This window comes from Agriterribacter sp. (genome assembly GCF_035497235.1).
Classification (GTDB): domain Bacteria; phylum Bacteroidota; class Bacteroidia; order Chitinophagales; family Chitinophagaceae; genus Agriterribacter.
In genome coordinates this window covers 108,050-123,549 of record NZ_DATJEB010000042.1, presented here as the reverse complement: position 1 = coordinate 123,549, position 15,500 = coordinate 108,050, and the positions used below count along the sequence as shown (strand labels likewise).

The 15,500-nt window shown below is 43.9% G+C and carries 12 protein-coding genes and 1 pseudogene; 8 read left to right on the top strand and 5 right to left on the bottom strand.

Features of this window, described 5'->3' with window-relative positions:
* The first annotated feature begins 268 nt into the window (after positions 1-268).
* The 5 genes and pseudogenes from VL121_RS15135 to VL121_RS21730 all read left to right on the top strand — a co-directional run.
* Complete coding sequence (locus tag VL121_RS15135; RefSeq protein WP_325406796.1) at positions 269-1,048, top strand: DUF4397 domain-containing protein; 780 nt, start codon at positions 269-271, stop codon at positions 1,046-1,048.
* A gap of 333 nt (positions 1,049-1,381) precedes the next feature.
* Positions 1,382-2,482 carry a 3-oxoacyl-ACP synthase III family protein gene (locus VL121_RS15130; protein ID WP_325406794.1) on the top strand — a complete coding sequence of 367 codons (1,101 nt, stop codon included), beginning with the start codon at positions 1,382-1,384 and terminating at the stop codon, positions 2,480-2,482.
* Between the two features lie 210 nt (positions 2,483-2,692).
* Positions 2,693-2,986, top strand: a complete 294-nt coding sequence (locus VL121_RS15125; RefSeq protein ID WP_414635426.1) for an RNA recognition motif domain-containing protein — start codon at positions 2,693-2,695, stop codon at positions 2,984-2,986.
* 105 nt (positions 2,987-3,091) lie between these two features.
* Complete coding sequence (locus tag VL121_RS15120; RefSeq protein WP_325406789.1) at positions 3,092-3,223, top strand: hypothetical protein; 132 nt, start codon at positions 3,092-3,094, stop codon at positions 3,221-3,223.
* Positions 3,224-3,340: 117 nt separating this feature from the next.
* Positions 3,341-3,996: pseudogene (locus tag VL121_RS21730) on the top strand (family 20 glycosylhydrolase); the annotation flags it as partial.
* Positions 3,997-4,165: 169 nt separating this feature from the next.
* On the opposite strand, the gene VL121_RS15100 reads toward VL121_RS21730, so the two are convergent.
* The 3 genes from VL121_RS15100 to VL121_RS15090 all read right to left on the bottom strand — a co-directional run bounded on the left by VL121_RS15100 (position 4,166) and on the right by VL121_RS15090 (position 6,304).
* Positions 4,166-4,300 (bottom strand): hypothetical protein, encoded by a 135-nt coding sequence (locus VL121_RS15100; protein WP_325406781.1) that lies wholly within the window; start codon positions 4,298-4,300, stop codon positions 4,166-4,168.
* 152 nt (positions 4,301-4,452) lie between these two features.
* Positions 4,453-5,415, bottom strand: a complete 963-nt coding sequence (locus tag VL121_RS15095) for a YihY/virulence factor BrkB family protein (protein WP_325406779.1) — start codon at positions 5,413-5,415, stop codon at positions 4,453-4,455.
* A gap of 127 nt (positions 5,416-5,542) precedes the next feature.
* A complete protein-coding gene (locus tag VL121_RS15090) occupies positions 5,543-6,304 on the bottom strand; it encodes a DUF481 domain-containing protein (protein ID WP_325406777.1) in 762 nt (253 codons plus the stop codon).
* A gap of 137 nt (positions 6,305-6,441) precedes the next feature.
* Here VL121_RS15090 and VL121_RS15085 point away from each other — a divergent pair, with 137 nt between their 5' ends.
* The 3 genes from VL121_RS15085 (at position 6,442) to VL121_RS15075 (ending at position 11,766) form a co-directional block, all read left to right on the top strand.
* Positions 6,442-7,770 (top strand): GntP family permease, encoded by a 1,329-nt coding sequence (locus tag VL121_RS15085; protein ID WP_325406775.1) that lies wholly within the window; start codon positions 6,442-6,444, stop codon positions 7,768-7,770.
* A gap of 126 nt (positions 7,771-7,896) precedes the next feature.
* The gene (locus VL121_RS15080) at positions 7,897-9,069 is read left to right on the top strand and encodes a THUMP domain-containing class I SAM-dependent RNA methyltransferase (RefSeq protein WP_325406773.1); all 1,173 of its coding nucleotides are present in this window, start codon (positions 7,897-7,899) and stop codon (positions 9,067-9,069) included.
* 84 nt (positions 9,070-9,153) lie between these two features.
* On the top strand, positions 9,154-11,766 hold the full coding sequence (locus VL121_RS15075; RefSeq protein WP_325406771.1) for a family 20 glycosylhydrolase: 2,613 nt from the start codon (positions 9,154-9,156) through the stop codon (positions 11,764-11,766).
* A gap of 105 nt (positions 11,767-11,871) precedes the next feature.
* Here the strand turns inward: VL121_RS15075 and VL121_RS15070 are convergent, their stop codons facing one another.
* On the bottom strand, positions 11,872-13,683 hold the full coding sequence (locus tag VL121_RS15070) for an alpha-1,3-galactosidase-related protein (RefSeq protein ID WP_325406769.1): 1,812 nt from the start codon (positions 13,681-13,683) through the stop codon (positions 11,872-11,874).
* A 57-nt stretch (positions 13,684-13,740) separates the two neighbouring features.
* Positions 13,741-15,309, bottom strand: a complete 1,569-nt coding sequence (locus VL121_RS15065) for a serine hydrolase domain-containing protein (RefSeq protein WP_325406767.1) — start codon at positions 15,307-15,309, stop codon at positions 13,741-13,743.
* Positions 15,310-15,500 lie beyond the last annotated feature (191 nt).

Below are 15,500 nucleotides of genomic sequence, written 5' to 3'. Positions count from 1 at the left end.
TTTCCATGATTTTATCATTTTATGATATATATGATACAATAGTAATCCACTGAAAAATAAAATTGTATCGCAGCCTGCCTTAAAACAGCTTACAAAGCCTGATATGTTAATGTTCTACCAATCAAACGTTAAGGCAAGCCTAAGTTCTGTGCGCATAGCAGCAAAACCTTCATCTGGCATCATTTTTTCGGACAGTCATTTGCCATTATTGCACAGCACAAGGTACTGATTCACTATTTTTTAATTCTAAACAATAAAGAAAACAATTATGAAAAAAGGATTTTCAATACAAAAAACGATACTGGCAGCAGGCACCTTATTTACGATACTTATTTTTACCTCGTGCCTGAAAACAAATGATAATAATAATTCCAATACACCTGTTGCCGGCTTGATGGCATTTAACCTTTCGCCCGATAAATCGGCCATTGGTATTGCGCTTTCCGGCAATAATCTCACCAATACTGCTTTAGCCTATACCAATTACACAGGCGGATACCTGAGTATTTATCCGGGTACAAGGTCGGTAGTAGCGTATAATGCCGGCAGCGGAACATCTTTTACCGCATCGGATTTTACATTCAACGAAGGTAAATATTACTCCCTGTTTGTAGTGGGTGCAGACACTGTTTACCGTAATGTAGTGGTAAACGATGGGTTAGACAGTCTTCCATCCGCTTCAGGCAAAGCTTATATACGTTACATTAATGCCATTCCCGATTCCAGCCAGCCATTAGTAACGGTAAGCGACAATGCCAATAGCGTTATCAGTCAAAATGCTCCTTTCGCTTCCGTTTCGGGCTTTGTTGCAATAAACCCGGGTAATGCAAATATTGCCATCAACAACAATAACAATATACAGGCAACCCGTTCCATTACTTTAGAAGAAAGAAAAATATACACTATTCTTTTTGCAGGTATTCCGGGCGCAGCAGATACCGCGCGAAGCGTGAAGATCAGGTATATCGAAAATGGAAAATTAAAAGAGGATTCTGCTGCACAGCAGGGCGTATCTGTAACAGCTCCCCGTTCCGTAAAGATCAATTAATAACCGTAACAGTTAACAAATAAGCGGTATTGAAAATACAATGTTGCTAAGTTTGTGCGGCAGGTCTGACCTCCTGGTTATATTATTTTGAAATCTATCTCATTTTTATTTTATCATAATACATTAACGCTTTCTCCAACTGGTTAGCAATGAGAAAACGACATTGGTTTTAATATACTATAACTATGCTACGTATAACCTGTGGGAATTGCACATTACCATGCAATTTCTACGGGTTTTTTGCTTAAATATATTCACACTATTAAAGAATATAATTGAAAAACACAGGCTATATGCCTTTTTTTTGTAATCTTGGGGAGAATCTGTACAGAAATGATTGAAAACCAGGAAAGATTTAATAAGATTTCGGGGGCCGTATTTACTGCTACCGGCAGTTTCATACCCAGCCTGTGCGTTCCTAATGATGCATTTTTAACCTCCCGCTTTTATAATACAGACGGCACCCCTGTTGGAAAAGAGCCGCAAAAAATAATTGAAAAATTTAAGGAAATTACAGGCATAGCCGAACGCCGTTATGGAACCCAAAACCAGAAAGCTTCCGATATGGGGTTTCTGTCGGCCGGCGCCGCGCTCAGCAGTTCGGGAATGGACAAGGAAAAGCTGGACTATATTATAGTAGCGCATAATTTTGGGGATGTGGCGTATGGCAGCAACCGAACCGATATGGTTCCTACCCTGGCTTCCCGTATCAAACACAGGCTGCAAATACATAATCCCGACTGTGTTGCATACGACCTGCCATTTGGCTGTCCGGGCTGGCTGGAAGGCATTATACAGGCCAATTATTTTATCCGTTCCGGTGATGCCAGGCATTGCCTGGTAATTGGTACGGAAATGTTATCGAGGGTTATAGATCCCCACGACAGGGATTCGATGTTATACAGCGATGGCAGCGGCGCCGCAATTATCTCGGCCCCTGATACGCCGGGAGCGGGCATTATAGCGCATAAAACGCAAACGCATGCGCTGGATGACGCGATGTTGCTAAAAATGGGACAATCCTACCATCCCTCATCGGAAAATGATGAAAACATCTTTCTTAAAATGAAAGGCAGGAAATTATATGAATTTGCATTAACACAGGTTCCGCTGGTCATTAAAGCTGCCTTAGATAAGGCAAACCTGCATATACGCGATATTAACAAAGTATTGATTCACCAGGCCAACGAAAAAATGGACGTTGCCATACTGGAACGGTTATTTAAGCTGTATAATGAAGCGGATATACCCGGTAACCTGATGCCGATGACTATTTCCAAACTGGGCAATAATTCCGTAGCCACCATTCCTATTTTATTAGACCTTATACGGAATGGGAAATTAAAAGACCAGGAAATCAGGAGCGGAGATAAGGTACTTTTTGCTTCTGTTGGTGCCGGAATGAACATTAATGCACTCGTTTACCAGTTCTAAAAAATTATTTTCTCCTATTTAATCTATTAAACCTGCCGGAATGTTGCAGGTATTCATTTTAAAAGCCTACCTTTATCAACGACTTGAATTAAAGCATACACACACGAACGTCTACTTTGTACAGCTTACACCGTTGTATTTGTCTGTTCTTCTGTACATTATGCTCTTCTTACAGGTTGATTAATAACATTTTAATGTAAAAGTATGAACATGTACGTTTCGAATTTAAGTTTTCACACCACAGATGAAGACTTAAAAAGTTTATTCAGCGATTTCGGTGAAGTTTCTTCTTCTAAAGTAATTACCGACAGGGAAACCGGCCGTTCGCGTGGATTTGGTTTTGTGGAAATGCCTGAAGAAGCAGATGCTAAAAAGGCTATGGAAGAGCTGGATGGCAAAGATATCGAAGGCAGGGCGCTTTCTGTTACCGTAGCCCGTCCTAAAGAGCAACGCTCTGGTGGCGGAGGCGGCGGTTCATTTTCGCAGAATCGTAAAAGATGGTAAACTGATTCAACGCTATAAATCAGAACACAATACCCGGACATTTATCAATTGTCCGGGTATTTTTTTATCCTGGCATCCCGTTCTACCTTGTTTAAAATAGTATATATGAGATACCTCAGGGCAATAGCTTTCCTCTTTACTGCTCTCACTTCCTTTTCGCAGAACAACACTATAGCTATTATTCCCGAACCTGTTTCCATTGTTCAGCAACAAGGCCTATTTTACCTTAAAAGATAATATAACCATTACCGCCAATACAGCCGCCGGCCTGTTTTATGGCGTTCAAAGTTTTTGCAATTACTGCCTAAGGAAATTACCGGCAAATCCATTAGTAAAGCGGTATCATGAACGGCTCCCTGCGTTGAGATAACGGATTATCCCCGTCCTGGATGGCGCGTTTAATATTCGATGTATCGCGTCATTTCTTTACTAAAGAAGAAGTGAAGCAATTTATTGACGATATGGCAAAATACAAGTTCAACCTCCTGCACATGCACCTTACAGACGACCAGGGATGGAGGATCGAAATAAAAAGTTTGCCTAAGCTCACTTCCATAGGCGCGTGGAATGTAAAAAAAACGGCACCTTAATTATTTTTCAACGCCCGGCGCTGATACATATAAAGTGAACTCAGGTGAGCCTTTTATGGTATGGCCTCCGCGCGGTCATTTTTATGGACTGGTGGATAACACGCTTTGCCCCGCAAACGAAAAAGTATATGAATTTTTAGATAAAGTATTTACCGAAGCAGCGCAACTTTTTCCTTTTGAATACATACACATGGGCGGCGATGAAACAGCAAGGAATTTCCGGGAAAAAGCGCCGCCATAAAAGCGCTCATGAAAAAAGAAAAGCTGAATAACTTAGATGAGGTACAAAGCTATTTTGTAAAAAGGGTAGAAAAAATAATAGAATCGAAAGGAATGAAAATGATAGGCTGGGATGAAATTTTGCAGGGTGGTTTAGCACCCAATGCCGCGGTAATGAGCTGGCGTGGCATTAAAGACGGACAGGCTAATTTATAGGTGGAGCAAGGTATACAATATGCGCCACCTGCAGTATACGATCCTGTTGTTCAGGTAAAGAAAGGTGAAAAGAACCGGCCCTGGTTGAATTAAGTATCGAAATTAACGGGCTGGATATTTTTTACAGTTCTGACAATTCCTTTCCCGGCAAATTTTATCCCAAATACACGCATGCCGCGGCCATGAAAGTGATCACCTGCCGCGATGGTAAGCCCATGGGCAGAATGATAGTAATAACGGCAGCAGAGCTAAAGAAAAGAGCGGGAATAAAATAAACAGGATCAAACATAATCATCGCCTTTACAGTTCAGCAGTGGCGGATATTAAGTCCTAAACCATAAGCGCTATATCCTAATGAAAGCGCCATGAATCCAATATCAGGAATCAACTAAAATTCAAATTGCAATCTCAAAGCCTGATCCTGCCGGCTGGACGAAGCTTTTATGCTTCCTGTTCACCATCTGTTGTAATAACGGTTTTGGTGTCGGCCTGATCCTGCACCGATTTATCAGATTCAATTTCTACCTGTTCAACCCAAACAGCATAATTGTTGGGGTAAATATGTGATCCTCTATGAATAGCATATACCCTGGTAAATACAGCCCCGAAATAAAGGATAATTGCGGAATAATATACCCATAACAATATTACGATCACTGAGCCTGCAGCGCCATACGCAGAGCTTAAACGGTTATGACCCAGGTAATAACTTATACCCAATTTGCCGATCATAAATAACAGGGCCGTGGTAAACGCTCCTGCACGCACATGGCGCCATTCTATTTTGGCATCGGGCAAAACCTTAAAGATCAACCCAAACAAAAACGAAGTAATGGCAAAGGAAAGTAGCAGGTTAAATACATAAGCAATGATAACTTCCGTATGGGGAAATATTACTGTGAACTTATTAATAAAAGCATCCATTATCGCATTTATAATCAAAGATACCAGCAATAAAAAACCCAGCGTAACAATAAGGGAAAACGAAAGCAACCGGTTCACAAGCAGCTTAACCCATCCCTTCTTAGGCTTTGCTTTCAGCTTCCATATACCATTGATGGAATCCTGTATTTCACCAAAAATGCTGGTAGCTCCAAAAATAAGCGTGGCGATACCTATAGTGGCTGCAAAACCGCCTTCATACGACAGCGTAGCATTACGTATGGTTTGCTGTATTTGCAACGCCGCATCATTGCCCACCAGCCCGGCTATTTGCCGGTATACGGTTCCCTCTACCGCTTTTTCGCCATAAAACACATCGCTGATCCAGATAACAATGATAATAAGCCCCGGTAAAGAAAAAATAGTATAGTAAGCCAGTGCCGCACTAAGCTTCAAAACCTTATCATCAATAAAATCAGAAAAGGTTTGTTGGGTGATCTTCCACACGCTTTTTAATATCATGCCATCAATTAAAATAAAATTATGCCAGACTTTCCGGCCCTGCCTGGTAAATGTACGCTAAATGCATTATGCCACACGCGTTCAAAATGCAGTAGCAATTTGAAATATGATGCCGGTAAATCATTGATCAGAACGCATACTTAAACCCGGTGGAAAATGTATAGTTACTCCTGGGAATGCCTTCCACGGGAAACTGATCGTATAAATAGTTCCAGTTTATGGTTGCCGATAATTTTTGTGTAATAAACAGGTTAGCGGATTCCTGGTTCAATATACGAAAGTCGCCCCACTGATCCAACCGCGGCTGGTAAAATGTGGTGCTGATGATTTCCAGGGTAGCGGTGGGCTTGAGTGTAAAACTCAGGTAACTGCTGTTACGTACACTATGACGGGAAACAGGCGGCTCCGTTAGCGCTCTTTCATATTCATACATGGCTAGCACACCCAAATAAATCTGCAGCATACCCGAACCTGATAATTTAAATCGCGGCCCCATACCCGTAAGAAAGCGATTATCTATTTTGGATATTTTATTGGTTTGCAATTGCGTAAATACTTCCCAGCGAAGCAGGTTACTGATTTTCCGGTTATAGCGCAGGTGAAAAAAAGCGTTGTCTGTATATTTTTTCTGGGCGCCCTTCAAAAAAGAATAATCACCCAAAAAAAGATAGAGGTTCTTACTGTTCTTATATTGCAGATGGGCAAAGGCGCCGGCAGAAAACACCTTGTCTACATTTTTAGATAGATTAATACTGCCGCCAAAACTTCCGGCCCAGCCGGTAGTATCTGTTTGAATTCTGCGGGATTCCACATTCACAATCTGGGCGCCGGCAGGCATACCTGTTATTATTAACAGTACAGGAAAAACGATTCTAAAAAAATACATCATGCAAAAATAGTAAGTTATTTTTCGTTCAAAAACCGGGTACAGGTGAAATTGTGCTGCAGGGATGTTAATAAAATATTTCCATCTAAAAAAGGAAGTAGTAAATTGATGATTCAATTTTTATCAACGAATCATAACTCATGTCTGCAGATTTTATACAGATCATGTTTTTTCTTCTGGCAGGCATCGCGCTGATCATCCTGCTAACGGCAAGGCTTAAGGTACATGCGTTTTTTGCTCTTTCCGTTGCCTGCTTTGTGGTAGGTATTGGTGTGCAACTGCCTTTTGCCGGAGTTATTGGCGCTATGAAAAACGGGTTTGGGCATATCATGCAATCGCTGGGCTTTATAATCGTACTCGGCACTGCATTAGGCGTGCTGCTCGAACACACAGGCAGCACACGGGTAATGGCGGCATTCATTCTAAAAAAAACCGGCGAACGGCATGCATCCCTGGCCATGAACATTACCGGCTTTGTGGTAGGACTGCCTATCTTTTGCGACTCGGGATATATAGTGCTGAGCGGACTCAACCAAACGCTGGCCCGGCGCACCCAAATAGCGGTACCAGTTATGGCTACCTCGCTTGCGGCAGGCTTATACGCGGTGCATTGTCTTATTCCTCCGCACCCCGGAGCAGCGGCTGCCGCAGGCATTATTGGCGTTGATCTTGGCAAGCTTATCCTGGCGGGCATAGGCGTTGCTGTTCCGGCAAGCGCGGTGGGTTACTGGTGGGCGAAACATGCAGGAAAAAAAATGCCGCCACTGCCAGTTACGCGGGAAAACGATGATGATGCACATGCAAAATTACCTTCGGTAACGCAATCCTTCCTGCCGGTAATCGTTCCTATAATTTTAATCGCATTGGGTTCATTCAGCTCGGTGGAAGCGCACGACAGCAGCATATGGAATTTTTTTAAGATCGCAGGCGATCCCATGATCGCATTGTTTATTGGCGTATTGCTGGCGCTTATCCCTGTTCGTTCCTGGAAGGAAAGTGCCATAAGCAGGCTCTTGCAGGAAGGAGTGGAAAAAGCCGGCAGTATCCTGGTGATCATTGGCGCCGGCGGTGCTTTTGGCGCTGTGCTTGCCGCCACCAAAATTGGCAACCATCTCGGCGACAGTTTACCTCTTGCCAGCATGGGCATTTTTTTCCCGTTTTTGCTCACCGCCCTGCTTAAAACCGCACAGGGTTCATCTACTGTGGCTATTATTACGGCAGCATCCATTATACAGCCATTGATGCCCGCACTGGGATTACATACGCCAGCCGGGCAACTGCTTTGCGTGCTGGCAATGGGCGCCGGTTCTATGATGATCTCCCATGCCAACGATGCGTACTTCTGGGTGATCAGCAAATTTTCCGGATTAGAAATGAAAGTTATGCTGAAAGTATATTCGCTGGCTACCGTGTTCATGGGACTAACGGCATTGGCGATGGTGTATATATTGTCGTTGCTGATGTTGTAAGGCCACGGGTACTAATTTGTGAAACGTAAGAGCGTACATTTGTAAGATCGTAAGATTCTAAGGGAATACCAGTGTTCAAAGTTTGCTTCTTACCATCTTACTATTTTACTATCTTACCATTTTACAATGAACGTATTCATAACAAAAACAACGATTACTATTACCTGCCACAAGCGCATTACACCTTATCTTGAGCAGGAAGCAAAAGACCTGGGATTTACTGTTGAAGACCGCTTTATTACCGGGGTACGTGTTTCCGGCACAGGGAATGATTGTATAAAACTGAACCTTAACCTGCGTTGCGCCAGCCAGGTATTGTACAGCCTGAAGCAATTTGAAGCATCCGATGCCGATGCTATTTACCGCAATCTTGTTGATTACCCATGGGAAAACATTTTACCGGACGCCGGTTATTTTTCTATTACGAGTAATGTAAGCAATGAAACCATCAATAATAATTTGTTTGCCAACCTGCGGGTAAAGGATGCTATTGTTGACCGGATACGGGAAAAAACAGGCAAACGCCCATCTTCCGGATCCGAACTCACGGGCGCCGTTTTTAACCTGTTCTGGAAAAACAATCAGGCGGAAATTTTTATAGATACTTCGGGCAATTCATTAGCGCGGCATGGTTACCGCAAAATACCAGGACTGGCACCCATGCTGGAAGCGCTGGCATCCGCCACCATTTATGCCACCCGCTGGAACAGGGTTTCGCCGTTCGTAAACCCCATGTGCGGATCGGGAACAATAGCCATTGAAGCGGCGCTGATTGCTACCAACCGCCGGCCGGGCCTGTTCAGAACAAATTATGCCTTCATGCATATACAGGGATATGACGATGCCGTATACCTGGAGGAAGACGCACTGCTGGAAGCGCAGATCATTGATGTACCGGGCCTGCGTATTATTGCTTCAGACTATAGCGAAAGGGCTATTGAAAATGCAAAGAAAAATGCTATAGCGGCGGGCGTTGCTAAACTGATTGATTTTACTATTTGCGATTTTGCGGATACCGAAGTGCCTCAGCATGCGGCAGGTATTATGTTTATGAATCCCGAATACGGAGAACGGCTGGGGCAGGTACAGGAACTGGAAGCAACCTATAAACGCATCGGCGATTTTATGAAGCAACGCTGCGGAGGCTACTATGGCTACGTATTTACAGGCAACCTGGAACTGGCTAAAAAAACAGGGTTAAAAGCCAGTCGCCGCATAGAATTTTATACCAGCACTATTGATTGCCGGTTACTCGAATATGAATTGTATGCCGGGAGCAGAAGAGAGAAGGAAGTATAACGTATAAATACCTTCGCTTTACATAGTATACTGCCCCGGCAAATATCTCTCTCACCATATCTTTATATCCCAATGCGCTTAGATATGAAATATTTCAAACTACCTCTTTCGCTGCTCCTTGCCCTTACCATTTTTATTTCCTGTAATCAACAGGCAACGAAAATAAAACAGGATGATATCGCCGCCATTGGTATGAAATGGGAACTGGTGAGTAATTTCACCGACTCAGGCTATACTGCACGGATAAACCTGGTTAATAAAAAAGAACAGCAACTTACCGATAAAAACTGGGCGGTTTTCTTTTCCATTGCTCCCAGCCCCCTGCTGCCGCCGGATACCCCGCAACCTGCAAAGCTTGAACACCTGAACGGCGACTGGTATAAATTATCTCCCAATTCGGGTTTTTCACTGCCTGCAGGTGATTCTATTGACATCATCTATAAAGCCAGGGAGGCCAGAATAAAGGAAACAGACCAGCCGCTGGGCGTTTATATTGTTTTTTATGATGGACAAGGCAAAGAAGAACGCATTGCCAGAATTGACGATTATACACTCATCCCTTTTACACGCAGGGAACAATTATTGCGGGGTACAGCCGATTTGGAAGCGCCGGCATCTGCTACTAAAACCTATTGGGAAAACGCCGCTTTATCTGTATTAAACCCCGATCAGCTTTTACCTGTTATTCCTACGCCTATGCATTTTTCCAGGGGCAGCGGAAACTTCGCGCTGGAAGGCAACGCCATTCATTATACATCTTCCCTGAAAAACGAAGCGGATATATTGTCGGCTAAACTCAAAGAAATTACAGGAAAGGATTTTGCCGTGAGCGAAGGCAATGCTGACAGCAAGGGTATTTATTTATCTGTTGCTCCATCGGCCCTTAAAGAACAAAAAGCGGAAGCCTACCGGTTAAGTATAAGCGAAAACGGCATTGCTATTACCGGCGCCGATGCGGCAGGCGTGTTTTATGGCGTTCAGAGCCTGCTGGCGCTTATCCCAACCCAGGTATACATCAGCAAAAACGCGGAAGCGGCAGTTCCCTTTGTTACCATTGATGACGCGCCACGGTTTGGATTTCGCAGCGTACACCTTGATGTGAGCCGCAACTTCCAGGAAAAGGAAACTATTTTCAGGGTATTGGATGTGATGGCACAGTACAAGCTCAATCACTTCCTGCTGTACACTTCAGAAGACGAAGGCTGGCGGGTTGAAATTCCCGGCCTGCCCGAATTAACTGAAGTAGGCGCACAACGTTCGCATGTGAGTAGTATAAATGCCCCGGCATTACATCCCGCCTATGGCTCGGGACCTTTTGCTTACGACAAAGGCCATTATGGCAGCGGATTTTATACCAGGAAAGATTTTATTGAAATACTGGAATACGCAAAAAAACGCCATATAAAAGTGATCCCGGAACTGAACTTCCCCGGTCATGCCCGCGCCGCCATTAAATCTATGGAAGCACGCTACCAGCGTTTGATGAAGGAAGGAAAGGAAGCAGAAGCGAATGAATACCGCCTGGTTGACCCGGCAGACAAATCGGTATACCTTTCCGCTCAAATGTATAAAGACAATGTAGTGAACGTGAGCCGCGAATCAACCTACCGGTTTTTTGAAAAGGTGGTAGACGAATTTGCGAAGATGTATGAAGAAGCGGGATTAAAGATGGATGTATTTCATGCCGGCGGAGATGAAGTGGCCGAAGGCGCATGGACCCAATCGCCTGAAGCATTGGAACTGTTAAGCCAACATCCCGAGATCAAAGACCCCAAGAACCTGCAAACGTATTTCTTTCGTGAGCTTTTAAAAAGAATGGAAAAAAGGAACCTCGAAGTACATGGCTGGGAAGAAGTAGCGCTTATTAAAGATGCCACGGGCAGGTATATTCCCAACCCTGAATTTGCAAACAAAAAAGTGGTACCCTATACCTGGAATAATCTTTTCGATTATCCCGATTTGGGTTACCAGTTAGCCAATGCGGGCTATCATGTAGTGCTTTGCAATGTATCTAATTTTTATTTTGACCTGGCCTATAATAACGATCCGAAAGAACCCGGGCTATACTGGGCCGGGTTTATTGACACTAAAAACGCATGGGCCTTTGCTCCCTTCAATATGTTTAATACCACCCTCAAAGGTGCTATGGGCAACGAACTGCACTGGGATGTACCGGAGGCAAAATTGCAGAATCTGAAACCGGAGGCAAGAAAAAATATCATTGGGGTTGAAGCCCAGCTTTGGAGCGAAACCATAAAAGGCAGGGATATGCTGGAATACTATATGCTTCCCAAGCTGATAGGCTTCGCTGAAAGCGCATGGTCGCCCGAAAGGAAATGGGAAACACAAAGCAACCGCCGGCTTCGACTGAATAACATTAATGAAGGATGGAACCGGTTTGCCAATACCATTGCACAAAAAGAATTTCCAAAACTGGCGCATACTAACGGCGGGTATGCTTACCGGGTACCGCCCGCAGGCGTAATCGTAGAAAACGGGGAGGCAAGGGCAAACGTATCGCTGCCGGGCGTCAGTATTCACTATACTACGGATGGCTCTGAACCCACACAACAATCAGCCATATATAATGGTCCCATTCCGGCAACGGGTACTTTACAATTTAAAACATTTGACGCATCGGGTAAAGCCGGCAGAACCGTTGTGCAGGAAGGCGTACAGCGGCAAAAGCTGAACTAAAATTAGTTCTCGCATGTCATGTTTGATTTTTTTACCGCAGATTTCATCTGTGCATCTGCGGCATCTTTTACAGCAAATCTAACCAGACTACTCCTCCTTCGTTTTCTAACGCTCGGTAGTAACGCTTTGTATGTCCGTTTTTATTTCTTTAGCACTCATATTACTCAATTGTATTGACGGCGCCATTCCTGTAAAATGATTTTTACTGATATTCACCATATGGCTTTCTGCAAGCTGGAATGACGGCCGGGTATTATCTGTTACCTGCATGAAGCCTGTTTTAAGAATGGTATTGTTTTGAAACAAAAGCGCCTGAACGCTTTTGACTGCCAAAACGGGCCGGTCGTATACTTTAAAAATATTGTTTTCAATTCTGATGTTCCGGTGTACATAAAAGTTTTTAACCCGGAGGTGATTTTCCGGTGCGATGTTAATTACATAATGATTGGGCGCGCTGTTATAACCACATTCCTGGAAAGTATTCCTCCTGATCGTAACATCTTCTACAGGACCCGACTCAAACCAACCCGAAGCGTCATTGGCAATAAGAATAGCGTGCATGCCGGTACGATAGAAAGTATTATCCTCAATCAACACCTTTCGCCGGGTGGTAACCAGCAATCCCCTGGTATTGGTTCCCTCAAACCGGCAGTTGCGTATGGTGAGGGCAGGCGTCCACGTTATATTCTCCAGGCAGTCGCCATTTTGTATCCCGGCAGGAATGCTTCTTTCAAACTCAATCAGCATCTCTCTTTCCGAAATTAACGTGGCGATTTTTACCACGCCATATCCAAAAGTTTGTAAACTGGCAGAACGGGTAAACCCTGCCGAGTCTCCTTTAAAGAACGCCTCAAATCCATAGGTTTGCGCATGCATGAATTTCACTTTAACGCTGGTGGGCGATCGTATTTCCGTTATCTGCAAATGCGTGCCGTGCACATTCACCGGATCATCGTGTAATCCTTTAAAATGGCAGTTCTCAACCCGTATATTTCCTTTGCAGCCCGAGAAATGCATACCATCTGCAAAAGCGGCAATCTGCCTGCCGCGGGACGCTGTTACATCAATACTATCATAATGAAGATTTTCGGAGAACTGGCTTACAATACCCAGGCCATGCATATAATGCAGGCGCACATTCCGCAGCGAAATATTTTCAGAACGGTTAATAAAAGCGCCCACATGGTCGCGGATAGGATCGCGGATGGTGAGCACTTCACCCGGCATAAAACGGGTACCGGAAAAATTCCCCTTAAAAACAACCCGGTTGGCCGATAAGGCGGTTGCCGTACTTTTCAAAAAGGGGTTCCAACTGCTGTAGAACATAGTACCCTGTGCGGGTTTTACAAGAATGGCATGATAGTGATGCATGGTCCATCCTTCGCCGTAAAAAACAAGTTTGTTGCTGATAATGTCGTATCGCGAATCCGGATGAATATCCGCAACAATAGCCGTATCAGAAACATGTACAAACGTAAGTTCAGACATGGATGGCCGTTCAAAATCTATGGACACATTTTTGAATTGGATATTTTTACAATGATCAAATGCGAACGTGATCATTTTACCATGAAAAATAAACCGTGATCCGTTTCCGTCAATCGTAATATTTTTTTTGTTCTCCAGTAGTATTCCAATCTTTTTCATTTTGGAAGGGCATTCGGTTTCACTGGAAGTATTGGAGATAAAATAATTTCTTTCTTCCGCAAAATCCGGCCAAAAATCATATCGCCCTTCCGGAAAAAGAAGGGTTATGGTTTCGCTGTCTTTACAAGCTGCAATAGCTTTTCTAACAGCCGGAACAGCGTCTTCAAAACTATCCGGCCTGGCGCCAAAATCCAATACATTAATAATAGTTTGGGCATACAGCCCATGGATAGCCAAAAAAATAATACCAATCAAAATAGATAATCGCATGAATAAGAATTGTTCCGGTAAGGTTTATTTTGTTTTGTTAATAGTGCAAATATATATTCATCGCTTCACCTCTTCCATATCCAACTGCTGTATGAGTGCAGGATTTTCAGGCGTGAGGGTAAAATAGATTTCAATACCTGTTTTTTCACCCTGCAATATAAAACTACCGCGTAATTGATTTTCAGGAACCAGTTCAGTAATACGAACAACCTTTCCCGCTTTCCTGAATAAATCCTGCGATTGTTTTTTACGGATAGCCAATGAACGGTCAGGGAAAAAATTGACAGCAAAAATATTACTTTCTTCTGCTCCATTCCAGTCAGGCAGCAATTTTACCAACTCTTCCTTTCGCTGTTGTAATACAGGCGAAACAGGCAACTGACGGGGAGCAAGTTCAGCGCCGGCAATTAATGTATCGAGTACAGCCCAGTTTATCGCGCTCATTCCTGCATAAGTAAGGTTGCCAAATACTACAACGCCAATCCCATATTCGGGCATAATCATCCACTGACTTCCAAAACCAGGCAAACCACCGGAGTGTCCCGCATACACTCTCCCTTCACCATCTTTACTAATGCGCAGTCCATAGCCATAGCTGTTTACCATAGCCGAAGTTCGTCCGCCGGGATAGGTAAATGTGTTAACGATACTGCTGAACCGCCATGCCTGCTGCATTTCACGAACAGCACTTCGTTTAACCGGCCCCGTTTCCTTATCATTGCGTGGCGGCCATGCCGCTAAATGAAAAGCCATATACCTGCTGAAATCTTCTACCGAAGTAATTAAGCCACCCATGGCGCCATACACTCCATCGTGCAGCAGCTTCTCTTCCTGCCAGTTGCCGTTCAGCCACCTGTAGCCATGCGCCAGCAATCCGGGAGGTGCTTTGGAATATTCCCAAATGGTATGTGTCATGCCCAATGGCTTTAAAATAGCACTGGTAATATATTGCTGGTATGATGTTCCCGAAACCACGGTAATAATTTCACCCAGCATAGCAAAACCCATATTGCTGTATTCGTAAGTAATACCCGGTACGTTAGAAAAAGAAATACCTTTTTGCAGCATTGCCATAAACACATCGTGCGTAATACCTAATTGCCTGTCGCCCCAGGGATTATCTTCAGGAAAGCCCGCAGAGTGTGTAAGCAGGTCGCGTATAGTAATAGACGGCGCATCGGCAGTGAGTAAGCGCACATCTTTCAGCACAGGAATATAACGGCTGGCTTCATCATCGAGTTTGAGTTTACCTTCATCCCGCAATTTCAGGATAGCCATTCCGGTGAGGCTTTTTGACATAGAAGCAATCCGGAACAGCGAGGCCGAACTAACGGGTATTTTCTTCGCCAGGTTTGTATAGCCTGCATTGCCTGTATATATCAGCCGGTCATCTGCCACAATGCCAAAAGCCATTCCGGGGAATTTCTTTTCCTCCGCATAATCTTTATACATTTTTTCTATTACCGGTAACAACGTCTTAATTTTTCCCACTCTTGCATCATCTTTAAAAACAGGAGGCTGGTAAGTGGAAACATCAGGAGCAGGAGCTTGTTGCGCTGCTGCCATAACAACCGGCAGCAATAAAAAAATCAACAGGTATTTTTTTATCCGTGAGATGATATACATAAGTTCACTTTCAACTAATATACGTGATTAAATACGAAGCCGGGAATACGAAATTTGAAGCGAAATGCAACCATAAACTACAAACGATAAACTAAAAAACTCAGGAGAGCGGTGAAAGAAGGCGTACTCAGCCTGCCGTTAGTAGTTTGCCGTGTGTGCAACCTGAGACCTATAACCTCCCCTGCCCCCAA